At 53.2% G+C, this 23,805-nt stretch carries 22 protein-coding genes; 12 read left to right on the forward strand and 10 right to left on the reverse strand.

Annotation, left to right across the window (positions count from 1 at the left end):
• Positions 1–83 precede the first annotated feature (83 nt).
• Positions 84–1,211, forward strand: a complete 1,128-nt coding sequence (locus BLP78_RS01315; RefSeq protein ID WP_090455678.1) for a homoserine O-succinyltransferase MetX — start codon at positions 84–86, stop codon at positions 1,209–1,211.
• A gap of 109 nt (positions 1,212–1,320) precedes the next feature.
• Here the strand turns inward: BLP78_RS01315 and BLP78_RS01320 are convergent, their stop codons facing one another.
• Positions 1,321–1,740: a hypothetical protein gene (locus BLP78_RS01320; protein ID WP_090455680.1), complete on the reverse strand. Its 420-nt coding sequence runs from the start codon at positions 1,738–1,740 to the stop codon at positions 1,321–1,323.
• Between the two features lie 102 nt (positions 1,741–1,842).
• Here BLP78_RS01320 and BLP78_RS01325 point away from each other — a divergent pair, with 102 nt between their 5' ends.
• A complete protein-coding gene (locus BLP78_RS01325) occupies positions 1,843–2,637 on the forward strand; it encodes a PEP-CTERM sorting domain-containing protein (protein WP_090455998.1) in 795 nt (264 codons plus the stop codon).
• A gap of 273 nt (positions 2,638–2,910) precedes the next feature.
• On the opposite strand, the gene BLP78_RS01330 is transcribed toward BLP78_RS01325, so the two are convergent.
• Together BLP78_RS01330 and BLP78_RS15070 are read right to left on the reverse strand one after the other, a co-directional pair.
• Positions 2,911–3,408, reverse strand: a complete 498-nt coding sequence (locus tag BLP78_RS01330) for a VOC family protein (RefSeq protein WP_090455682.1) — start codon at positions 3,406–3,408, stop codon at positions 2,911–2,913.
• Positions 3,409–3,762: 354 nt separating this feature from the next.
• Complete coding sequence (locus tag BLP78_RS15070; RefSeq protein ID WP_143002861.1) at positions 3,763–3,924, reverse strand: phosphoribulokinase; 162 nt, start codon at positions 3,922–3,924, stop codon at positions 3,763–3,765.
• A 28-nt stretch (positions 3,925–3,952) separates the two neighbouring features.
• Here BLP78_RS15070 and BLP78_RS01335 point away from each other — a divergent pair, with 28 nt between their 5' ends.
• Complete coding sequence (locus tag BLP78_RS01335) at positions 3,953–4,153, forward strand: hypothetical protein (RefSeq protein ID WP_090455684.1); 201 nt, start codon at positions 3,953–3,955, stop codon at positions 4,151–4,153.
• A 408-nt stretch (positions 4,154–4,561) separates the two neighbouring features.
• On the forward strand, positions 4,562–4,969 hold the full coding sequence (locus tag BLP78_RS01340) for a hypothetical protein (protein WP_090455686.1): 408 nt from the start codon (positions 4,562–4,564) through the stop codon (positions 4,967–4,969).
• 201 nt (positions 4,970–5,170) lie between these two features.
• Here BLP78_RS01340 and BLP78_RS01345 read toward each other — a convergent pair whose 3' ends face one another.
• From BLP78_RS01345 to BLP78_RS01375, 7 genes are all read right to left on the reverse strand, one after another.
• Complete coding sequence (locus tag BLP78_RS01345; RefSeq protein WP_090455690.1) at positions 5,171–8,296, reverse strand: error-prone DNA polymerase; 3,126 nt, start codon at positions 8,294–8,296, stop codon at positions 5,171–5,173.
• Positions 8,297–8,340: 44 nt separating this feature from the next.
• Positions 8,341–9,843, reverse strand: coding sequence for a Y-family DNA polymerase (locus BLP78_RS01350; RefSeq protein ID WP_090455692.1), 1,503 nt, complete (start codon positions 9,841–9,843; stop codon positions 8,341–8,343).
• 13 nt (positions 9,844–9,856) lie between these two features.
• On the reverse strand, positions 9,857–10,564 hold the full coding sequence (gene imuA, locus BLP78_RS01355) for a translesion DNA synthesis-associated protein ImuA (protein WP_090455694.1): 708 nt from the start codon (positions 10,562–10,564) through the stop codon (positions 9,857–9,859).
• Between the two features lie 12 nt (positions 10,565–10,576).
• Positions 10,577–11,206 (reverse strand): LexA family protein, encoded by a 630-nt coding sequence (locus BLP78_RS01360; protein WP_090455696.1) that lies wholly within the window; start codon positions 11,204–11,206, stop codon positions 10,577–10,579.
• 330 nt (positions 11,207–11,536) lie between these two features.
• Positions 11,537–12,787, reverse strand: a complete 1,251-nt coding sequence (locus BLP78_RS01365; RefSeq protein WP_090455698.1) for a Mur ligase family protein — start codon at positions 12,785–12,787, stop codon at positions 11,537–11,539.
• A gap of 198 nt (positions 12,788–12,985) precedes the next feature.
• On the reverse strand, positions 12,986–14,098 hold the full coding sequence (locus BLP78_RS01370) for a hypothetical protein (RefSeq protein ID WP_143002862.1): 1,113 nt from the start codon (positions 14,096–14,098) through the stop codon (positions 12,986–12,988).
• 128 nt (positions 14,099–14,226) lie between these two features.
• On the reverse strand, positions 14,227–15,201 hold the full coding sequence (locus BLP78_RS01375) for a polysaccharide pyruvyl transferase family protein (RefSeq protein WP_090455702.1): 975 nt from the start codon (positions 15,199–15,201) through the stop codon (positions 14,227–14,229).
• A gap of 552 nt (positions 15,202–15,753) precedes the next feature.
• On the opposite strand from BLP78_RS01375, the gene gspG reads away from it, so the two are divergent.
• The 8 genes from gspG to BLP78_RS01415 are packed head-to-tail and all read left to right on the forward strand — an operon-like array spanning position 15,754 to position 23,804.
• Entirely contained in the window at positions 15,754–16,188 is a 435-nt protein-coding gene (gene gspG, locus BLP78_RS01380; RefSeq protein ID WP_090455704.1) for a type II secretion system major pseudopilin GspG, read from the forward strand.
• Positions 16,189–16,194: 6 nt separating this feature from the next.
• A complete protein-coding gene (locus BLP78_RS01385) occupies positions 16,195–17,379 on the forward strand; it encodes a type II secretion system F family protein (protein WP_090455706.1) in 1,185 nt (394 codons plus the stop codon).
• A gap of 50 nt (positions 17,380–17,429) precedes the next feature.
• The gene (locus BLP78_RS01390) at positions 17,430–19,076 is read left to right on the forward strand and encodes a GspE/PulE family protein (protein ID WP_090456000.1); all 1,647 of its coding nucleotides are present in this window, start codon (positions 17,430–17,432) and stop codon (positions 19,074–19,076) included.
• The gene (locus BLP78_RS01395) at positions 19,057–19,878 is read left to right on the forward strand and encodes a hypothetical protein (protein ID WP_256329947.1); all 822 of its coding nucleotides are present in this window, start codon (positions 19,057–19,059) and stop codon (positions 19,876–19,878) included. Before BLP78_RS01390 ends, BLP78_RS01395 begins: the two co-directional genes overlap by 20 nt.
• Complete coding sequence (locus BLP78_RS01400) at positions 19,878–20,414, forward strand: PilN domain-containing protein (protein WP_090455708.1); 537 nt, start codon at positions 19,878–19,880, stop codon at positions 20,412–20,414. The genes BLP78_RS01395 and BLP78_RS01400 overlap by 1 nt, the downstream gene beginning before the upstream one ends.
• Entirely contained in the window at positions 20,396–20,965 is a 570-nt protein-coding gene (locus tag BLP78_RS01405; protein WP_090455710.1) for a hypothetical protein, read from the forward strand. Before BLP78_RS01400 ends, BLP78_RS01405 begins: the two co-directional genes overlap by 19 nt.
• Positions 20,962–21,543 carry a secretion system X translation initiation factor gene (locus tag BLP78_RS01410; protein ID WP_090455712.1) on the forward strand — a complete coding sequence of 194 codons (582 nt, stop codon included), beginning with the start codon at positions 20,962–20,964 and terminating at the stop codon, positions 21,541–21,543. Before BLP78_RS01405 ends, BLP78_RS01410 begins: the two co-directional genes overlap by 4 nt.
• The gene (locus tag BLP78_RS01415; protein ID WP_090455714.1) at positions 21,540–23,804 is read left to right on the forward strand and encodes a secretin and TonB N-terminal domain-containing protein; all 2,265 of its coding nucleotides are present in this window, start codon (positions 21,540–21,542) and stop codon (positions 23,802–23,804) included. Before BLP78_RS01410 ends, BLP78_RS01415 begins: the two co-directional genes overlap by 4 nt.
• The last annotated feature ends 1 nt before the right edge of the window (position 23,805 follow it).

Below are 23,805 nucleotides of genomic sequence, written 5' to 3' on the forward strand. Positions count from 1 at the left end.
ATTTATTCTACTAGGCATGTCACGGAACATGTATTTGCAGACCGTTAGCCCTATACAATTCTGCTGACGATCCTTTTACGTTAATGCAAGATTCCGATTCAATTGACATCGTCGCTCCGCAAACCGCGCGTTTCGACACACCGCTGCATTTAAAAAGCGGACCTGTGCTCGAGAATTACGAGTTGGTTTATGAAACCTACGGCCAGCTCAATGCAGCCAAATCCAATGCTGTCCTGGTTTGCCATGCACTCTCCGGTAATCATCATCTTGCGGGGGTTTACGCGGACAATCCCAAGAGCGGTGGGTGGTGGAATAATATGATCGGTGCGGGTAAATCCATCGATACGGACAAGTTTTTCGTAGTGGGAGTCAACAACCTTGGCGGCTGCCATGGTTCTACCGGACCTGCCAGCATCAATGCAAGGACCGGCAAATGTTATGGCGCGAATTTTCCGTTAGTGACAGTGGAAGATTGGGTAAGAACACAGGTGCGATTAGCGGACTACCTGGGCATCGATCAGTTCGCCGCAGTGGCGGGCGGCAGCCTCGGCGGGATGCAGGCGTTGCAATGGACGCTCGATTTTCCGGACAGGGTGCGGCACGCGTTGATTATTGCCGCTGCGGCAAAGCTGACTGCGCAAAATATCGCTTTTAACGATGTAGCGCGCCAGGCCATCATCACCGACCAGGATTTTCACGGCGGAGATTACTATTCGCACGGTGTGGTGCCGCGGCGGGGTCTGCGGCTCGCACGCATGCTGGGGCATATTACTTACCTATCGGATGACGCGATGGCGGCAAAGTTCGGGCGTGAGTTGCGTAACGGCGCGCTTGCATTCGGTTTCGACGTGGAGTTCGAAATAGAATCCTATCTCCGTTATCAAGGGGATAAATTTGCTGACCAGTTCGATGCAAATACTTATTTGCTGATGACCAAGGCACTGGATTACTTTGACCCGGCGCACCAGCACAACAACGATTTGAGTGCGGCATTTCGCGCCGCCAAGGCGAATTTCCTGGTGTTGTCATTTACCACTGACTGGCGTTTTTCGCCAGAGCGCTCCCGCGCCATTGTCAGGGCATTGCTGGATAACGAATTGAATGTCAGTTATGCGGAAATCACGTCCAGCCATGGCCATGATTCCTTCCTGATGGAAGATCGCCATTATCACAAGCTGGTGCGTGCTTATATGGACAATATTGTCATATAAGCCGGTTGGGGCGGCTCATATCATACGAATCAGGATCGAGGCGGTGCCTTTGAGGGTGCCATAGTAAAAGACCAGTGGCTGATTGCGTCTTTTGGTGAGCCACCCTGGGTCAGGGGCCATAAACATCAACTCCGCCCGAATAGTTGGCCAGATAGACCCTGCCACTCGGCATTCCACCCACGTCTCCCGTATTCGGCGATGCCGTTTCGTCGCTCGATGCCAGGAAAGTCAGGGTAAGGTTCGCATTCACCTTCCAGGCGCGCAGACTCGCATTCTCCCCCCCAGCAGAACACCATCCACCCTTGTACCGGCGACTTGTAGACCACGGGCGTCGAGTGCCGGTGTGCGTCTTGCCGTCGAACAGCTTGTTGAGCCGGGTCATGTCGATTGGAGTCGGGCTGACGTCGAAGCCGGGGAAGAATGTGAACCAGCCGATATATTTTGCCTTCGCATAGTTGCTGGCGATCTTCGCTATCGCCGCGCCTGTATTGGCCTGCGACAATTTGCCGCATGCGGCAATATGCCACATTGATTTATCGATATGGATAATGAATACTCAGCCGCATCGGTCCCGCCCACGGGCATGCCGATGCTAATGACATTTAATATCATCCATGAACAGGGACTACACATGAAAAAAAACCTCAGATATGCACTTTTTCTCGCCGGCATGACTTCCCTGCCGGCATTGGCTCACGTCGGTTATACCGGCCGCAACTTCGGCATTTTCGATAATACTTATGCCATATCCAGCATATCGAATCAGGCGGTTACCGGGAATTACGGCTGGATCGACGGCACGGATGCGGATTACGGCGATGCGCATAAAGCACTGGCTTACCGGTTTACTTTACTGAGTCCGACAGATGTGGCGCTCTCGTTCGCTAGCCAGGTTTACACCGCGGCAGCGAGTGCTGCTCCCGTGCTCGATGGATTGACGCCCGGTTTCTCGCTCTATCAGGGCCTTGCGCATGTTGCACCGATCGGAGCGGATTATGATTCCTCGGATATCTCAAAAGCAAACCGGCCCGCTGACACCGAAGGCTCGTTCAGAGCATTGAATGACTGGAAAATCGGCAATGCGCCTGATCCGGTAAAAGATTTACCCGCTGCCCTGAGCTTTTTTAAATATGTTGGCCATGCTTACGACGGAACGGGAACGATCCCCGGATTCGACGGTGTAGCGGATGGCAAGGTTTCGCATACTTTCATGAACCTGGCCGCAGGTGATTATTCGGTGTTCGTGGGAGGGTCGGATTATCTGGCTCAGGATATCGCCAATCCACATCTTCTGGATAAGTATGGCGTTACAGGCACCTTGGTGGCAGGCGTGGTACCTGAACCGGAAACCTACGCCATGCTGCTGGCGGGCCTGGGGCTGATGGGTACTGTCGTTCATCGGCGTAAATCGCGACAGGCTCTGTAGATGAGCCGCATGACAATTGTCTTGATACAACCGGGCTTTCCAGTCGTTACTAATCCCGCTTTTGTTGTTCAGGTTCAGCGCGTACTTCGAGGAGTTCGTTTTTTTAATGAATGAAATACATCCGATACCGACTCGGCCTTCGATTCGGCGTCGGACGCGTTGTTTTAACGCGAAGAAGATCGGCCAATAACGCGCAGCGGGTCAGTCGCCATCCCGCAGCGCGTTGTCGAGGCAGCTTATGCGACCATACCACCGGCTTTGCCGCGCTAAAAATTATCCGGCATACGCACGCCTTAGTTCGTCAATATCCATCTTCTTCATATGAAGCATTGCTTCCATGGTCCTTTCGGACTTTTCCGAATCGGCATCATTCAGCATCTCGAGTAGAACGCCGGGAACAATTTGCCATGATGCGCCGTATTTGTCCTTCAGCCAGCCGCACTGCTGTGCCTTTTCGTCTCCGCCTTCGGACAGTTTCTCCCAGTAATAATCCACTTCTTCCTGCGTGTCACAATTGACCTGAAATGAGATGGCTTCGTTGAATTTGAACGTTGGGCCACCGTTAAGCGCGGTGAATGCCTGTCCATCGAGTTCAAATGAGACGGTCATTACTGTTCCCGCCGGTTTTCCGTGGATTTCATATCCCGCCTCTCCATAGCGAGAAATGTTCAATATCCTCGAATTCCGAAAAACACCGGTATAAAACTCAGCCGCTTCTTCGGCCTGATCATCGAACCACAAACATGGGGTAATCTTTTGAGTGTTTTGCATGGTATTTCTCCAAGGACTGGTCGTTTGTGAAATCCTGATATCGACAAGGCCGAGCTAACAGGATTGATATCATTCCGGCGATCAACCGGTTACAAGTTCCAGCCTATTTAACATGGAGACTTGTAAAGCCAGAAGCTGGCGTGGTTGCGAGCTTTCCCTTTCCAGGTATAGGTGTAGCGGCCCGATAACATAAATCGCAGGAACATCCGTTTTTCGGGATCACATTCGGTGAGAACATCGGAGCACTCTGGCCCACATTAAGTGAGAATGAGACCACATTAGTTGAGAACAGCCCGATAACATCCGCCAGGAATCACATTAGCCGAGAATGGGAAAAGTTACCAATATTCCATATTATAGTGGTACGCCGACAGCGAGCAATTGATCGTGGAGTTCCTGGGTTCGCTCGGGCGGTAGCTGCCCGTTCAGGAAAGCCCGGATTTCCTTTGGTTTGGCGGTGAGTATGTCTGTCAACTGCTTGACGTCGTAACCGTTGCGCGTCAGGCGTGCCTCCATCCAGGAAGCTCACCGCGCGGCCGAGCGCATGATCCAAGCGGAAACCGAGCGCGACACCATCCGCAAGGAGGCCGCCACCGCCCGTGAGGAAGCTGCCAGACTGCGCGGCCAGGTGGAGGTATTGCAGACTCAAGCCGCCGACCTTATGCGTGCCCTGGCGGCGCTTCACGCCGCCGAGGGCGAGGCTAAGCCCGCAACGCCGCCGGTTAAGGGAAAGAAATCAGAATAAGCGCAGGCATGCCGAGGACCAACAGCCGGCCTAGGCGAACGAGACCGCAAGCACTTGCCGAGGGCGCTTCGGCCAAGCGGTTTTAGAGTCAGCTTCGTATAGGCTACCTCGCTCTATCTCCGCCCATCCTTGGATGATCATCTGTGGAGCAGATTCATAAGTTGGGCGATATAAGTCTTTGTCATTTTTGTCAAGGCAGCGGAAGGTCACATCGTGTAGTAGTCCCCATTCAACCGGACACGGATGAATTGGGGGCTACTACACGTCTATCTTGAGGCAATACGCGGTTGCTATCTAAAAAGGAGCCACTTTCTTCGGATTTGCAAGCTGCATATTCTTACAGCTATCCAACTCACCCATTCAAGCGCTTAATGCTGTCGTTTTAAACAACAGAGGAGTGAATAACTTATGTCTCCAGTACCTAAGGTAATAATCACCAGCGAGAGTCTTGCGATTGAGGCTGGCCCAGATATGTACTGCTATGCCCAAGTACCAAATATCTCAAACCCACATCAGCAATGGCGGCTTATTTACTACCCTGAAAAAGATGCTGTCGCGCTACTAATTGATATTAATAACACCACATTTGCGCTTAGTGCACTATCTGGTGAGAAATACCCGAAGTTGCGCCAGTTCATTTGGGACGACAGTTACCTTTGGAGGGTTGCTCCTCTAGGTGGTAATTTAGGTATTCCTACCGTGCGTGATCAGTCTCATTGCTTAACGTGGGAAGGCACAAAATGGGCGCCAGGTACTAAATTACAATACTGGCAGTGGCATGATCAAGGCAATCAAAAATGGAAAGTAACGCGGTAAGGTGCGGTAAGCTGTCATAGGGTGTGGTGAGGAATGGATTGCACCGTTCCCGTATGCGGAGGGAGGGTTATTAGGTGTAGCGGCCCGATTTATGTTATCGGGCCGCTACATATAGGCATACAACTTGTGTACGGCTTTTGCCAATTCCAATTGAAATATAGTCGTCGGGAGAAGCGCTTTCGAGAGAACCGGATTCATGGGTTAATGAAAGTCCCGGCTCTCCACCATGAGATTGCCCAGCAAATGGCTATGGTCTACCAGCCGCTTGGCAATCAGATGTTTAACTTCGCCTTCGCGTTGCCACACCCCATACACCGTTAAAAGCCTTGAGTTTAATATTTCACGGCGTTGTTTCCGCACAAGCTGGCTCCATACCACGACGTTCGTTATCCCGGTCTCATCTTCGAGCGTAACAAAGACCACGCCGCTTGCCGTTCCAGGACGCTGACGGCAGGTCACAATGCCGGTGGTTCGCACCAGCCGCCCCGTTGGGAAATTGTCCAGCTCCAATGCCGAATGTAAATTCATCCTGGTCAACTTTGGCCGCAACAAGGCAAGGGGGTGTCTGCGCAAAGTGAGCTCCGTGCTGACGTAATCAGCCGTAATTTCCTCTCCTTCACGCGCAGCGGTAATATTGGGTAGCGTTTCCTTCACGGGGGCATCGCGCATCAGATCCAGTTGTTTTATGTGAGACGCCACCGCCCATAAAGCCTGCCGCCGATGACCCGACAGCGCGTGCAGCGCATCGGAGTGGGCGAGGGAGCGCATCTCGGCGGTATTCAAGGACGCGCGACCTGCCAAATCGCTCGTATTTTCAAATGGTGAGATTTTTCTTGCCTCAACGATATGCCGGGCAGTTTTAATGCCGATCCCATTTACCCTATTCAGGCCCAGCCGGACAGCGAGTTGAAAAGGTTCATCCATCTGTTCTTCAAGCGTGCAATCCCAGTCACTGATTGTCACGTCCACCGGCCTGACTTGAACGCCATGCCGCTGCGCATCCTGGATTAGTTGCGACGCGCTATAAAAACCCATGGGCAAGCTGTTCAGCATGGCGCACAGGAAGGCAGCGGGCTCGTGGCATTTGAGCCAGGCCGATACATAAACCAGCAGTGCAAAGCTTGCGGCATGAGACTCCGGAAACCCATATTCGCCAAAACCCTGGATTTGGCGGAAGATCCGTTCAGCAAAATCGAGGGTGTAGCCTCGGCTGGTCATTCCTCCGATTAATTTCTGATGGAAAGAACCGAGCTCCCCTTTTCTTTTCCAGGCGGCCATGGAACGCCGCAACTGGTCTGCCTCGCCCGGAGTAAAGCCAGCGGCCAGCACTGCCAGTTGCATCACCTGCTCCTGGAAAATCGGGACGCCGTAAGTTCGCTCCAAAGCGGTTTTGACTTCCTCGCTTGGATAGCTCACCGGCTCCAGCCCTTGACGGCGCCGTAAGTAGGGATGCACCATGCCTCCCTGAATCGGCCCCGGACGAACGATGCCGACCTCTATTACCAGATCGTAGAAATTCCGCGGCCTCAAGCGCGGCAGCATGGACATCTGTGCCCGGGATTCGATCTGGAAAACACCGATGGTGTCGGCTTTGCAGATCATGTCGAAGGTGGTTTCATCTTCCGCCGGGATATCCTGCATCTGGAATGGCTTGCCGTGCCGTATGGAAACCAGATCGAGCGTGCGGCGGATGGCCGATAGCATACCCAGTGCGAGCACATCGATTTTCATCAGCCCTACCGCTGCAAGATCGTCCTTATCCCATTGGATGATGCGGCGATCCGGCATGGCGGCATTCTCGATCGGGACAATGCGGCACAGCCTGTCGCGGGTAATGACAAAACCGCCTACATGCTGCGATAAATGGCGTGGAAACCCATATAAGGCCGGGATCAATTGAATCAGCTTTCGGATGACGGGACTATCGGGATCGAAGCCGTTTTCAATGAGCCGCGTAGAAATATCCGAGGTCTTGTCCCACCAGGCAAAAGAACCGGATAACCGTTTGATGCGTTCGATATCGAGCCCCAGCGCTTTGCCGATGTCCTGGACCGCCGAGCGTGTACGGTATGTGATTACCGTTGCCGCTATCGCCGCACGATCCTGGCCATACTTCCGATAGATATGTTGAATAACCTCTTCCCGGCGTTGATGCTCGAAATCGACATCGATATCGGGGGGCTCATTACGTTCTTTCGAAATAAACCGTTCAAACAGCAGGCTGCTGCGTTCCGGATCAATCTCGGTAATACCCAGGCAATAGCAGACCGCCGAATTGGCCGCCGATCCGCGTCCCTGGCAGAGAATGCCGCGCGACCGGGCGAACTTTACGATATCGAATACCGTCAGGAAATAGGGCTCGTAGTTCAGGTCGGCGATCAGCTTCAATTCATATTCGACCTGTTTCCTGACTTTGACCGAGGCGCCTTCGGGAAACCGTCTTGCCATGCCCTCCTCGACTACGCGTCGAAGATAGGCGGCATACGTCTCGCCGGTTCCTGCTAGTTCATCAGGATATTCATAACGCAACTCGTCCAGCGAGAAAGTACAACGCGCCGCGATCGAAACGGCCTCCTGCAAGAGTTGCGGCGAATAGATTTCCGCCAATTGCAATCTTGTACGCAGATGCTGTTCCGCATTAGGCTGGAGAGAATAGCCGCATTCGGAAAGCGGCTTGCCGATACGAATGGCCGTCATCGTATCGTGAAGAGGTTTGCGGGAACCGTCATGCATGGTGACATCGCCGGCGGCCACGAGCGGTATCCTTGTGATAGCCGCAGCCTGCCGTATTCGTTCGAGCAGGTGATCCTCGCCGGCATGAAGCAATAGCTCGACAGCAGCCCAGCAGCGGCCAGGAAATAGCGACAGTGCCCAGTGCATGTCATTTACCAGACAGGTTTCTGTTTGAGTAGAACGAGGAATCAATAAAATCAGACAATCTCGCAACTGGGCAAGATGAGGCGCATCAGGACAGCTTTCAAAATCCGCGCGGCTTATACGATAAGCCCCTTTCCTGTCACGCTGTCTTGCCAGCGTTATCAGTTCGCATAGATTGCCGTAGCCTTCCCGATTCATGGCCAGGCAGACCAGCCGCAGCCCATCCTCCAGGATAAATTGGCTTCCGATCAGAAGAGGTAGGCCGGTTTTTTTTGCTTCGGAATGGGCTCGGACCACCCCCGCCATGGAACACTCATCCGTTATGGCCAGTGCGCTATAGCCCAGTCTTGCCGCGCGTTCAACCAGCTCTTCCGGAAAGGAAGCACCTTTCAGAAAACTGAAACTGGAGCAGCAGTGCAGTTCAGCGTAGGAAGGAGGGAAAGAATACATGTTCAGAAATAACTCAGAATGCCCGGGATAGAGGCAAAGCCGATTTATCCAAATAGCCCCTGCAAATACCAGTCTTTTTTCTTATTTTCCCTTGCTGGGTCGTGCTCGCAGTAAATCCATAACAATTGGCCAAGATTATTTTCCGCAATAAAATAGTCGCGTGTGATCGCGCCATCGTCCCACCAGCCTGCCTCGATTCGCTCCGGTCCTGAAACTAATTTCAATAGCGATCCGTAAACCGGCCGCTGGCGTTGCAGCTTCAGTTCCAGCGGTGTTTCCACTAACCAGGCGGGACGGATTAATTCCGATGAAATTCTGTTCCGATGCGTTCCCCGGCATGAAAATCCACCTATTCCTGAAGCATCGAATCTTTGGCTGCATTCCGGCCGATAGTCGGAGACAATTTCCAGACTCGTGATGGCTTGCGGCCCCAGGCGGGAGGAAAGTTTTTCAATAAACCGGCTCAATGAAGTCGCTTCCGATTGCGCGGTCGGGAACAGTTCCAGATTGGCCTCCATTCCCGTTGTTATTTCGTCCGCTATCAGCTCCAATCCACAAACCGGAACCATCAGTTTTGTACGCTCCAGGCGTTCACGGAGCAGAATCATTAAATGACCGGGATCATTACTTTGCTCGGAAAGCCGTATGTTTATGGGCGTGGATCGATGTGGCTGCCGGAGAGAATATTCATGGTGCAGAATGAGCGAGAACGCTGAAACCGCTGTATAGCGTGAAGCCAGCCAGCCGCACATTTGCTCGATCATCCGCTGTACGGGAAGCAGCAACATGCCGGCATTTTCAACTTGCGCCATTAATTCCATCTTTCGCTGGAAATATTCCGGTGCTTCAAACCATTTTTGAGGGTCTGGCGAGTCGCCGTAAGCCTGATCCAGTTCCATCAGAAGATCCGTGCCAAATCGACGCGCCATTCCTCCACGTGGCAATCGCCGTAAATCAGCCAGTGTTTTGCAGCCTATGCCGCGAATGACTTCAAGATGAGCCTGGGCCGACTCCAGCAAACTGACGGGCAGGAAGTCGAGCAATAAGTGGAATTTAGCCCCCGCGCCATTGATGACGGTGTGCGGTGGCGTGGACTGTGCGAGAAGCCATGCTCCTTTGGCAGTGGGAGCCGCGCCCACGCAGAGTTGCAAGCCTTGTGCGGTCACTGCCCGATTGAGTAATCGGCACAATTTTTTCAGGCCGCCAAACAGCTTCAGGCTTCCGGAAACCTCCGCGATCAGGCCGCTGCATTGCAGCACAATATTGGGGGTGAAACGCAAAGCGGCATATGCAGCTTCCTGCAACGCTTTCATTTCTTCATTTGGGTCATGCTCCAATACCACCAGGTCGGGAAAAAGAGACAGGGCGCTTGCCAAGGGTTGATGAGCCGTTACTCCCCATTGTTGCGCCGGCTCATTGGCCTGCTGGATATAAGCCTGATTACCCTTGCGAACAGTCACCGCCATTGCGGGGATCAGTGCGGCAGGAAACCGGCGTTCAATCCAGTCGAGCGATAATGTTGGACAATGCAGGGCGATCCATAACATTTTGATTCAAGGCTCAACAATGGGCTAAAGCAGGTCCGGATACAGCGGAACTGGAGAAGGGCTTTATCTGAGGGAGGACGATGTAAATGGGCAGGACAGCCGGAGCACCCCGTCGTTTCAGCAAGCGCACAGAAAGCGTATGCTGCGCTACCGGACTGAGCCATATTCTAAGCGGGGCCGCGGAGGGTTCGAATTGCGCGCTCACCGGTCTGAACAAGAAAACCAGGCTGGCAACAGTTCGCGCGATGACCTGTAATCTGCGCGTCGTTTGCAGGCTGGATTCGGGCAGCCAGCCGATAACAGCGCCGAAAGCGGCGCTTTTGATCCCTTGTTCAAGTACCCATAATCGCTCGGCCGGTTTGTCGACTCTGGCAATTACAATACGCCGACTATCAATATGCAGGTTCTCCCACGCATGCATATAAGGAACATAAGGCGGACCAACCAATAGAATATTCTTCCCATCTCCGGTGATCTGTTCAAGCGGTCGCCCCAATAATCTGATTTCTCCCAGTCCTTCTGCCGGTAGCAGCAATTCCGTCAGATTGCGAACAGGCCATCCCCCTCCGGGCAAAGCTTTATCCAGTTCACTGAAACCACTGGAAACAACCGGATCCGCTGAAGATCCCGATGGATCGCCCCGCCATATCCTGTTTTTGAATCGAGCTTCGATTTGCGAAAGCGATAGCGGCGCAGAGGGTGAGGAAGCAAGCATCGACATGGCGCAGTTCCATTAACCACGGCTGGGACCGAGGTGGTGGTTGCCGGCAGTGGGGGCTTTTCGAAACAGGCCAACATAAAACCCGTAGATTTCCAGTTTCTGCTCGGGCCGGATAGGCAGGTACTCCTTGCTTCGCCTATCATTACGCGCTTCCAGGTAATAGCCTTCCTTGTCCCTGGCCAGAACCTTGAGGGTGAATTCGTTATCCACGATAGCCAATACGACCTGGCCAAGTGAAGCTGAATTGCTGCGTTCAATAACCACCATGTCGCCTTCGAGTATTCCCAGATCGATCATCGAATCGCCCTTGACGGGAAACAGGATGGTTTGAGAAGGTTTTTCGATAAGATAATCGTCTATGCGCAATAATTCAGGCTGAACGTCGGGAGCCTCTTGAGGCAGCCCTGCACGGACCGTATGCCCGACCGCTCGCTCGAAAAAGCGAGGCCCCGGACGCAATCTCCCGCCCGGACCATTTTCCAGAAAACCCTCTTCTTTTAAACGCTGGACGATCCGGTGTGTCCAGGAACGGGCCTTTCCGTTCCATAGCACAGATAATTGAGTTGTCGAGGGAATGATTCTTTCCCGGACGTAGTAATCCTGAAGCTTGCCAAGATAAGAAGAAATGTCGAGTTGCTGCATGGCGAGAGCTGAATAGAGAACGATTGTTCTTATTATAGAGAACAATCGTTCTCTATTCAAGTTGCTCCATATTTGCTGTTTTTCTACCCCAAACTTCTGCAATAAGGCAGCAATGTTCGCATTCAAGAATAGAGCCGGCGACAGGGTTGATTGCGGCTTTAATACATAAATCTGAATTGGCTTACGTCCGCCGAAAGGTGGGCTGGGACGACGATATCCCGTTAGACTTTAGATATTGCTGCTGAGCGAGCAATTGGGCTTAAGTAGACCAATGACCCGAGTAGGATATTGCCGACACGGGCGTGAACATGCCCATGTAGGGGAGGCGCTTCAGGGATTTAGCAGAATCCGGTCACACCTGAAACATTCTGTCTTCATGCGGCAGTCGTTATTCCAGCAAGCAACTTTTTTATCGTAGTCTATGGCAACTCGCTCCAGGTGATCGATGTATGCTGATCCCTTCAGGAGTATTACTTCCCCGGGTATCATGGTTTGGCGGATCAGATCACGTAACTCCACAATGTTTGACACAAATTGAGCACGTCCCGCTATCAAATCTCCATCCTCCGGTCTTGCGTGAGAAGCCTTGTCCCCAAAGAAAATTACTCTATCGGCCAATTCCCGGGCGAGTTGATAAGCGGGTTTATAGTGGGTAAAAATCCCTTTCTTGGATTTATCGGAAACGGTTCCAAGTACGATTGTTCTTCTTGGCGCCTGTGGAAAGTGACTTATCGTTTGTAAAGCGAGGTTTAGTGTCTCAAATGGTGCTTTCGTTGTATCACAGATAAAAACAGGCGCATTCGGACTGGAGTGTAGAGAGCAGCGTCCTTCTGTCTGAGTAAAAGTTTTACCGCGCTGGGCCAATGAAGACAGGGAAATGCCAAGTTGGTGTGCACAAGCAATAGCTCCCAGCACTGGCGTGATAAAGTGTAGTCCTAATAGCCCCACATCAAATTGGGCGGATTCTTCTCCATGATGGCATTTGAATTGTAAGCGTCCGGCAGCTGAAATGATCAGGTCTGTGGCACGATAATCCGACTCTTCTGATCTCCCGTAGGTAAATACTTTTGCTCTGGACCTCGAGCGCATATCAAGAACCCGGGGATCATCCGCATTCAGAAATACCCGCCCATCCGGCGGAATATTTGATACCAGGCAGCTTTTTTCCCGAGCGATCTCCCCGATGCCATGAAAGTTTGTAATATGATCGCCTGCAACTACCGTCACTATTCCAAGCTGTGGCTGGATATATCCACAGGCGGCATCTATCGCCCCCTGCTTGTCTCCGCTGATCTCGAAGACTGCGTATTTGATATTTTTTTCAAGCTTTCGCATGCCTCCTATGATTGAGGGAAAGGTATTGTCGAATGCGGATAAAGTGCACTTGTCTTTTTCACTTAGCAGGTGATGAATAAAGCGGGCTGTAGTGGTTTTGCCGCCGCTACCCGTTATCCCTACAAATTTTGTGGAGCCCATTTTGGAGCGCTTAAGAAGAACGAATTTCTCCATTTCCTCGCTGGATGGACGCTTTCCTGATTTCAGTAATGTTTTAAGCTTGAACCACTTGTAATCCAGAGCCATACCCAATTACCCTACCCATGATTTTTGAAAATGAATTCGTTGCCGTTTTCTATAGTCATAATGCACGGGTGACAGCAGGTTTGCTGATATGGATGAGCAATTTTCGGGAACCTGTGATTTGTAAACCTATGTGGCTCGGGACAATCGCAACAATGTACAGACCTGCCTGCCTCGATTGATCGCAATGCCGGAAAGCTTTCAAGCATCTGCTGTATCACGGTTAATAATTTCTTCTGACCGCTGAATCAGCTTACGCAATGCTCTATCAACGGGCGGATCAAGATGTCCCGCCAGCTCTCTTCGAAAATTAAGCGATAAATCATCCGTTATTGGAGGCAAAGCCTCAATAGCTTGAACCAGCGGTATATCTTCCGGCAAAGTATCGAGCTTGAAATCAGGGGCATGCCAACTCAAGGTCATGCGCAGCAGGACGCATTTATGGCAATAACCGCAGTTCCCAAGTGATGTCGGGTGTTCCCAGCATACGCGTAGATGGCGCTTCAGAAGTGGCTTGGCAATAACATGATTCACCAACCGCTTTATCTTCTCTGATCGAGAAAACTCATATCCTATGCTTTTGACCGAAAGTCGGCTGGAAGACCAGTAAGGATCGAGATCAGGGTGCGAACCCCAGGGACCCAGATGATCTTGGTCATGGCTCGATGAAATAAGCAAGGAACCGATGCGTTCTTGCAGGAGATGCCCTAAAAACGCAACCGCACTCCCATGGGAGTGTTCCCAGGATAATCTTCGAAAAAGACGATGCCTCCTGAGATCAGTCTCGATCATTGTCCAATCTTTACCCGTTGCCTCGGCTACTGCGGCTAGGGAATTACACATCGGTGCAAGGATATCTTTTCTTTCTGGCGGGATATCGAATCCGGAAGCCAGAATTAAAAGATCGGGTGCCGGATCGGCAAAAAAGCTGGAGTAAAACGAATCAACCCCTAAGCTGAACGCCAACCCGACCCCCTGGCTTGGCCGACCGGGGTTACCGGGTGCAAAGTCAGGCTGAACTGCCCCATAATCCCACCACGCATTTACCTGGTCGAGTATGCGTTGCGTATTCTCCAGCCATACCGGGTCGCACGACTCCCCGACAAGACGTCTGCCCATCGCGACAGTAGGCAGCAGGAAAGCAGTACCCAGTGCCTCCGGGGATAGAACAAGTTTCGTGCGTTGACTTCGGATACGCAGAAAATTACCGTCTATCCTGGTGCATAAATCATTGCCGTGCTTTATAACCCCTGGCATATGAACAGGGATATCGAGAAAACGCGCTATCCGATCACGCAGTTTTGACTTGGGCATAATAATAGGGGTTATTACCTGGGGAATTGAGCAGACGCACGCAAGCATCGTGAAGCTGGATAAGACAGCCCGCCCTCTCCTGGCAGCTTGCCATCATTCCTCTTCCGGAAGAGGATTATTCTTCGGTTTTATTCAACGCTTTTCGCTCGGTAATCCACGATACTGCTCGACCCGGTCCACGCAGCGACATAAGAATAATTCTTGCCATAAGAGTTATTCAAGACCGTATTCGGAATCCCCATCAGACAAGACAGGATGTGGGCATGCAACCGGTCAGTCGTAACCACCTCGAATCTGCTGAAAAGATCGATCGCCTCGCCAACCAGTTTCGTTGCGTATTTGATCCACAAGTCCATCTCAAGGGACAGGATACCCGAGTCGAGGTGCACCCGGTGCAAGGCAGCCAGCACTCCCCGCATCATCCGAATCCAGGTATTTTTATGCCTGACCAACTCCCGCCAGTCAGCACGCATATCAAAATCGACAACCTCGCTCCCTGCGGACTCGACATCAGCTCTCAATAGCGCGAGACGATGGCCCTCGCAATGCCGGGCTTGTTGTATCGGCCATAACTGATGCGCCATATCCGGGAGAAGATAAACATGCCGCGACATGGGAGCCGCCAGTTCAAATGACTTATGGTCCCTGACACAAATATGGAGATCGGGGTGCTTTGCAAAAATCCTGCAGCATTGCGCATACGCATCCGGGGAACGGAAGTGAATGGTCTGTGGGAAGATAATTATCCTGTTCCCTGGCAGCTTCTCGACCACATGTTGGCGCATCTGCTGCGGCCCTGCGTAAAGATCGCCAAGATTACCGCCGCCCTGGAATACGATCACATCCCCGGCTCTTGCCCAGCTTGGGCGGTAGGTAAAATACGCCGCCTTCAGACTTATCTTCAACTCATGGAGCGCGAAGAAACGGAGCGTGCCCAGCATGATCAGCAGGTCACCTATGTTCCTGTGAACAGGTAAATCGACGTAATGAACCGGAGCTGTCCCAATCAAGCCGGCGAGGACATGGTGCTTACCCGCCAGAGAGTGCATTAATTCAGCATGAGGTGCATCGTTCATTGTTTTTATCTGTTCGATTAGAGTCATCCCTCCTTGATCAATTCCCTGTTGAATATCTCGACATAATAGTTACCCATCGGCTGCCAGACCGGCTGAAATCCTTCCGCCTCACTCTGAAGCTCAAGCAGAAGGAGCGCAACGCACGCTATCGTAAACGGGACCGCACACCAGAAATGCCTTATCAGCGCGCCATGGATTGCGAGAGTGTAACCGAAGAGGCCAAGTCAAAACTGCGAACACTGCACGAAATACTGAACCCATTTGATCTGAAACAGCAGATCGATGCCAAATAAGTTACATCTTTTCCATGGTCCCAAGTTACCTCGGTTATGAGGCAACGATCTGACCTTCGGTATCCTTTTGTGATGAGGAAACGCGTTGAAATCTCTGCGGAGCATAACAGTGCCGGGAGATCAAGGATCAGGCTTGTAAACACCGTCAATACGCCGCCCGCGGCGCTTCGTTTCTAGTCCAATCGCTTCAGCTATCCCGTCATTTCCCTGTAATGGATTTGTCATGTAAGACGCTTACACTTCGTATCGTTTTGCAAAGTCTACTAATGGATTCGAGGATACTGAGATGAAGCGTTGGCGTATCCAGCGGCGTACGCATGCGGCATATGGATTCACACTGCTCGAGTTGCTGGTCGTAATGGTCATTATAGGATTGCTGGCCGGCTATGTGGCGCCCAAGTATTTTTCGCAAGTGGGCAAGTCCGAAATAAAAGCGGCTCAAGCCCAGATTGATTCCCTGGAAAAGGCGCTGGATCAGTATCGCCTGGATACCGGTCACTATCCAGCTACCGAACAAGGACTGATCTCTCTGGTGACGCGTCCTACCAATGAACTGAAGTGGCAGGGGCCTTACCTCAAGAAGATGGTGCCGCCAGATCCCTGGGGGCGACCATATGTCTATAAATATCCGGGCGAACGCTCGGAGTTCGATTTGTATTCCTATGGCAAGGACGGTCAACCCGGCGGTACGGGTGAGGCGGTCGATATCGCGAACTGGTAGGCTCGGATGCACTACGAAGTGAAGGCCGTACTTGTTGGACAAGGCATGGTATTACTGAAACTCGAGGCGGATAGCGAGAAGGATGCCCGTCTCCAGGTAATGGCGCAGGGCGGCATGGTTTTGGACATACGCCGGCGGTTTACCGGTTGGATACCGAAACCCGGACTACGTTTTCCACTGGCGCATTTCAGCCAGGAGTTGCTCTCCCTGTTGGGGGCGGGGCTCAGCCTGGTAGAGAGCATCGAGACGCTGTCGGAAAAAGAGCAGGACGCCGGCGTACGTAAAATCATGGGCGAACTGCTTGAGCGACTTTATGAGGGCATGACTTTCTCGCGGGCATTGGAACTTTATCCGCAGGCGTTCCCGCCTCTTTACGTCGCCAGTGCGCGCGCAAGCGAGCGCACTGGCGATCTGCCTGAAGCCTTGACGCGTTTCATGACTTATCAGGCGCAGGTGGATCTGGTCCGCAAGAAACTGATTGGCGCCTCCATCTATCCGGTTCTCCTGCTGGTGATAGGGCTGCTGGTGGCAATGTTCCTTCTGGTTTTTGTGGTGCCGAAGTTCAGCGCTATTTATGAGGATCTCGGATCCGATTTGCCGTGGCTCTCCGTACTTCTGATCCAGTGGGGGCATTTCGTGCATGACCAGGGATGGCAATTGGCGGGTGTGGTGACAGTCACGCTAGGAATTGCCACCTACAGCCTGACGCGGCCGCTGTTCAGAATATGGGTGTCGCAACAATTATGGCGCATTCCGGCCATTGGAGAACGCATGCGCGTTTATCAACTTGCCCGGTTTTACAGAACGCTCGGTATGCTGTTGCGTGGGGGTATTCCGGTGGCAAAGGCGCTGGAAATGGTAAGCGGTCTGCTACAGCCGCATTTCAGGCCAAAAGTGCACGCGGCCGCTGCCAGTATCCGCGAGGGAAAAACGATCTCCAGTGCGATGGAGGCGGAAGGACTGACGACGGCCGTTGGCAGCCGCATGCTGCGGGTCGGGGAAAGAACCGGTTTGATGGGGGAAATGATGGAGCGAATCGGTAATTTTCATGATGAAGAAATTGCGCGCTGGGTCGAGTGGATGACGAAGCTGATCGAGCCCTTGTTGATGGCGGTGATCGGTGGCGTGATCGGTGGAATCATCATCCTCATGTATATGCCGATATTCCAGTTGGCGGGAAGCATCAATTGAGCTGCGTGATTGAATCCACGTTACAGCCATCGGCATTGCAGCCGATCGATATGCGCCAGCTTGGCGAGGCACGCCGGGAAGCGTCGAATCGGGGTGTTTCAGTCATGGCGGTTCTGGAAGAAGCTTGCAGCTATGCACCAGGCCAGTTCGTTACGGAACTTGGCAGGCTGCTCAGGATGCCCGTGTTGACAATGGAGGATCTGCGGACATGCGATCCCGTATTCGAGATGCTGTCTTTTAACGAAGCGGTCACGCAGGAGTGCGCGTTGTTCCGGCGGGAAGAAAAATACCTTCTTGCTGTCGGTAATCCATTTTCGCCCAATCTGAGAGCATGGGCAGAAGAATGTATCGATGTCGCAGCCACGTGGCATCTGGTGCATCCCGCCGATCTGGCCGCCTTTTTTGCGCAACAGGAAAAAACGATGCGCGCGATGGATAGCGTGCTTTCCGCGGCGGAGCGCAGTGCGATACAAGTGGGAGAGGAAGATCTTTCGCTCAAGACGATTAACGAGGGTACCAGTCCGGTGGTGCGGCTGGTTCACTCCACGTTATATGACGCTCACAAATCCCAGGCAAGCGATATTCATCTCGAAATGGGGATGGGCGCCCTGTCGATCAAATACCGGATCGATGGCGTACTGACGCTGATCGGCGTGATGCAGGGCATGGAGCTGGCGGAACAGGTGATTTCCCGCATCAAGGTAATGTCCGATCTGGATATTGCCGAGCGTCGCGTACCGCAGGATGGCCGCTTCAAAATTTCCATCCAGGGGCGGGAGATTGATTTTCGTGTATCGATCATGCCGAGTATTTTCGGTGAGGATGCGGTGCTGCGTATCCTCGACCGGCAGGCCCTTGCCGATCATGTCGAGGGGTTGACACTCGATCATCTTGGTTTCGATCAGGACACGATGGCGAGTTTGCGCCGCCTCAGCGCCGAGCCCTACGGCATGTTATTGGTGACCGGTCCCACCGGGAGCGGCAAAACGACGACGCTTTATGCCGCAATTTCGGAAGTCAATGATGGTCAGGACAAAATCATCACAATAGAGGATCCCATCGAGTACCAGTTGCCGGGTGTGCTGCAGATACCGGTCAACGAGAAAAAGGGTTTGACCTTCGTGCGCGGTTTACGCTCGATCCTGCGCCACGATCCGGACAAGATCATGATCGGCGAAATCCGCGATCCCGAAACGGCGCAGATCGCAATACAGGCCGCGTTGACGGGGCATCTGGTGTTTACCACGGTCCATGCCAATAGCGTATTCGACGTGATCGGGCGTTTTGCGCACATGGGCGTGGATCCCTACAGTTTTGTTTCCGCCTTGAACGGAATCGCCGCGCAAAGGCTGGTTCGTCTGCTTTGTACGCATTGCGCGGTGGAAGAGCGCCCGGACGAGCGGTTGATTGCCGAGTCGGGCATTGATCGCGCTGGCGCGGGCACCTTCCGGTTTCGTACGGGTAAAGGGTGCGGCCAGTGCCGCGGCAGTGGATACCGCGGACGCAATGCAATCGCAGAGATGCTGGTGCTGAATGATGAAATCCGCGAACTCATCGTAGCGCGGGAACCCATACGCCGGATAAAGGAGGCCGCGAAGCGAAGCGGTACCCGTTTCCTGCGTGAAGCCGCGCTAGCGATGGTGATGAAGGGGCAAACGAGTTTACAGGAGGCCAATCGTGTCACCATTGTTGCGTGATCGGATACAGGTTTTTTTTGCCCCCGATCGGATTGACCTGGTGCGATCCTTCCGCGGAATAAAGCCGAAGGAGGACCTCAGGCTCGTGGCGCCTTGCGAACGCGAGCCGAGCTTGCCTGCCTGGGAACCGCCCCTCGGGCAATTGGAGCAGATGATCGAAGATGCTGCTGGCGTAGACATGAGCATCACGATTTCCAACGATCTTGTGCGATATGCCGTGGTATCGGCACAGACGCAAATCGCGAGCCCCAGTGAACTGTATGCATACGCGGCTTTTCACATGCGCGAGGTGTACGGAGAGCGCGCAGGGACATGGGCGCTCAGCATCAGTGCCTGGGATCCGTGTGGCGGGGCCGTCTGTGCCGCGATCGAGCGCAATCTGCTCGAGCGATTGGGGGACATCGCCATCCGGCGCAAGGTAAGGTTGAAAAGTATAAAGCCTTATCTGACGAGCGCATTCGATCAATGGCGTAAACGGTTTGATGGATCACAGGTGTGGTTTGCCCTGATCGAAACCGGGCGTCTTTGTGTTGTCTTGCTGTCGAATGGCGCCTGGCACCGCATAAGCAATCGAAGGATGCTGCATCGCCCCGAAGATGAACTGCTTGCGGCACTGGACCAGGAAGCGCTCCTTTTCTCGCGACAGAAAGAAGAGGTCCAATCGGTCTATCTGTTTGCACCGGAGCATCCCGAAATGAGACTGCCGAGCGACTGCGGCTGGCAAGTTGTCCCCTTGCTGACGGAGGGTAAGCCTGCGCCACCGGATTACCCGTCTGCCCTGATTTTCGGCAGGGGAAACTGATGCGCAGCTTGAATCTGAATTTCCCGGATGGCGGACAGGAAGCGCGCAGCGCCGGATTTATCGTGTTGCTGCTGGGCATAGCTGCTTTGACAGGTGTGCTTTACCAGTTCAAAGCGGCCATGGAAGAGGTGGCCTACTGGGATTTGCGCATTGCGGGCATGGATCGCCGGACGCAACGAAAAACGCTGCCGCAGGGTGCATCCACACCCGGAGGCCGGGAAATAAAACAGGAAATAAAAAGAGCCAACGCAGTACTGAGTGAGATTGATTTGCCCTGGGAGGCTCTCTTTGATTCTGTCGAATACGCGACCGGTCACGACGTGGCTCTGCTGTCATTCCAGCCGGATGCCTCCGGCCACACGATGCTGATTGGCGGCGAGGCAAAAAATATGCTGGCGCTGCTAGATTTTGTCGGCGCCCTGGAGCGCGAACCGGTTCTCAAGGATGCGTATCTGCTCAAGTATGAAATCAAGCGGGAAGATCCGCAGCAGCCGGTTATTTTTTCCCTGACGGCATCATGGATCGAGATTTCCTGAGGAATACCTTGCTGCGAGTGCGCTGGCAGACGGCGCGACTCGGTACACCCGGAAAAATAGGTTTCGGATTGATGATCTTTTCAGTCGTTTTTTTCATTGTGGCAGTTTTGCCGCGCCGCGCGGAATCGAGCGCACTGATGGACAAAGCCGAAGCGATGAAAGTGCTTATGCAAACAAAACCTGCAATGGCACCGGGCAGAAAAATACAAGGCGATGAGGCGCTGCAGGCTTTCTACGCCTTTTTTCCGCATATCGATTCCTCGCCATTCTGGATCAAGGAACTGGTGCAGGTTGCGGGGCAGCACAATGTAGAGGTCAACGGGAGCGACTATCGCATGGTCCGTGAAAAAAACTGGAAGCTTGCACGCTACGAAATGGCATTGCCCGTCCGTGGCAAATATTCCCAGGTACGTGGTTTTGTTGCCGATGCCTTGCGTGCCGTGCCTGCAATGGCCCTGGTGAATATCGCCATCAAACGTGAAGGTGTGGACTCCGAATTGCTCGAAGCAAGTCTCAAATTCAACCTCTATCTGAGCGAAGACAAGAGATGAAAGGAGCCGTGCAAGGACGCACATTGTGGCTGGGCGGCGCGTTGTTGGCAGCGCTCCTTTCCGCCCAATGGGTGAGTGGAGAAGAGGGCCACTCGGACACGACCCAACCCGCGTCTGGAGAAACCCGCCCGATTTCGGTGCAAGGCGGCGCTTCCGCGGATCGCGCGGATTCGGGGTCATCGGCATCCGGAGAAAGGACCCTCCAGGAGGGACTATTCACGAAAGATGAATCCGGTCAATTGGAACTCGAGCGGTTGGAACGTAGAAAATTCGGCGCACAGGCAGGTGATATTTTCACCCGTAAATCATGGATACCGCCGCCGCCAGCCATGAAACCCCAACCGCCATCGCCGCCGCCCCTATCGTTCAAATATCTCGGCAAGGTAACGGAGGGAGATGAAACGCGAGTGTTTCTTTCTCTTTCCGAACGTAATTATGTGGTCAAGGCCGGGGAAAACATCAACGATCGATATCGGGTGGAAGAAGTCAGCGATCACGCGATCATCCTGACTTATCTACCCCTTAACATAAGACAGACTCTTGTCACCACCAGTGGAACGGCAGGAAATTTCCAATGAGAGCGGTTGGATGCATCATGACCGTGCTGATGTTGGCCGGGCTTGCCGGATGCGCTTCGGACAAGGCGTTCGAGGAAGGGAAACGGCTTATTGCGGAGGGCAAGATGACACCGGGCCTGACAAGTCTGGAACAGGCCGCGCGCGAGGAGCCGGACAATCTCGAGATCCGGACGGTGTTGGCGCGCCAGCGTGAGGCGGTAGCCGGACGTCTGTTGACCGACGCCGACAATGCCAGGCTGTCAGGCAAACTGGATGCCGCCCAACAGGGATACCATGACGTGCTTGGGATAAACCCTCGAAACGAGCGTGCACACGCAGGCCTGGCCGCGCTGGACGTGGAGCGCCGCCATGCAGCCAAAATCAAGCACGTCGAAACGTTGCTGGCGCACCACAATCTGTCCGGGGCCGAAACCGAGATTCAATCGGTACTCCAGGAAAACCCCATGCAGCGAGATGCCCGTCGGCTCATGAAGCAAATTACCGAGGAACTGGCGGGAGAAAAAACAGAGACGGTATTAAAGACCGACTTCAAACAGTCGCTGACCCTGGAATTTCGTGATACTCACCTGAAATCCGTCTTTGAAATCATTGCCCGCACCGCAGGGATCAACTTCGTTTTCGACAAGGACATCAAACAGGATACGAAAATCACGATTCTGATCCGTAACAGTAATATCAACGATGTACTCAAGCTGTTACTCATGACGAATCAACTCGCTTACAAGGTGCTCAACGAAAACTCATTGCTGATTTATCCCAACACGGCGGCCAAGCAGAAGGAATACCAGGAGTTGATGGTGCGCGGGTTCTATGTGGCAAATACCGATGTGAAGCAGATCGTCGCCATGGTCAAGGGATTGGTCAAAACAAAAGATATTTACGTGGACGAGAAGTTGAATCTTTTTGTGATGAAAGATACGCCGGAGGCAATCCGTCTGGTCGAACGACTGGTTGCGTTGAACGATCTGGCCGATCCCGAAGTCATGCTGGAAGTCGAAGTGCTTGAAATCGCCCGTAATCTCTTGCTCAATCTTGGCTTGCGCTATCCCGATTCAATCAACGTCAGCATGCTCAATGCGGCCGGCGCCGCCGCCGGCCTTCCGAATCCCATACCGCCTTTCCAGATCAACAGTGGCGGGATCAATGGCAATGGGTTCAGCATCGACGGATTAACCGCGGTTATTACCAACCCGGCAGTCTTGATTAACCTCAAGCAACAGGACGGGATTATCAACGTGCTTGCCAATCCACGCATCAGGGTGAAGAATCGTCAGAAAGCGAAGATTCTCATTGGCGATAAAGTGCCGGTGGTTACCACGACCGCTACCGCCAACGTTGGTGTTGCGTCATCGGTGAGTTATCTCGATGTCGGGCTCAAACTGGATGTCGAGCCTATCGTTTCGCTAGGGGACGAGGTGTCGATCAACGTCAGCCTCGAAGTAAGCAATATCGTCAAGGAAGTACCGATAACCAACGGGGGGCTTGCCTATCAGGTAGGCACACGCACCGCAACCACGACGCTGGCGTTGAAGGATGGGGAGACACAGATTCTGGCAGGCCTGATCAATGACTCCGAGCGCACCACTTTCGACAAGATACCGGGGCTGGGTGATTTGCCATGGGTCGGCAGGTTGTTTTCGAGCCAGAACCATACTCGCAACAAGACAGAAATCGCTTTGCTCATTACGCCGCGCATCGTGCGCAATATTGCACGCCCATCGAGACCGGATAGTCAACTTTCATTTGGTACCGAGAACGCCGCAGGAATGTTTCCGGTAACCATTGCCAAGATGGCGCCAAGATCGCTTGCGATGTCGTCTTCTTCCTCAGCGGTCGTAGTTGCCAGACCCGTTGTCCGGCCTGAAGAGCCATCCGATGAGCCCAAGGCGGAGCCTGCCCGTTCTGTCGCCCAGACTGTACCAGTCCTTACCCTGATGGCACCCACGGAGGCATCCCCCGGCAAGGAATTTACGGTAAATATAAGCCTTGCGGGTGGCGAAAGCATGCCAGCCGCGGAACTGGAACTTAATTACGATGCGAGTGCGCTCGAAGCGCTGGATGAAGGGGCAAAAACGGGGGCGCGGCTGTTGCAACTGAGCAAGAGCGAAGGTGCTGCGGCAACTGCCGAGGTGCGGTTCAAGGTTATCGCGGTGGAATCAGGCTCAACCCGGATCACTGTCCAGAATCTTTCATTGCCGGGTGAAAGCGAAATGGCGGCACAGGTTACCCTGCCGCCCGCAGCGAACATCGATATCCGGTAAG

The organism is Nitrosospira sp. Nsp1 (assembly GCF_900100985.1).
In the GTDB taxonomy this organism is placed as follows: Bacteria; Pseudomonadota; Gammaproteobacteria; order Burkholderiales; family Nitrosomonadaceae; genus Nitrosospira.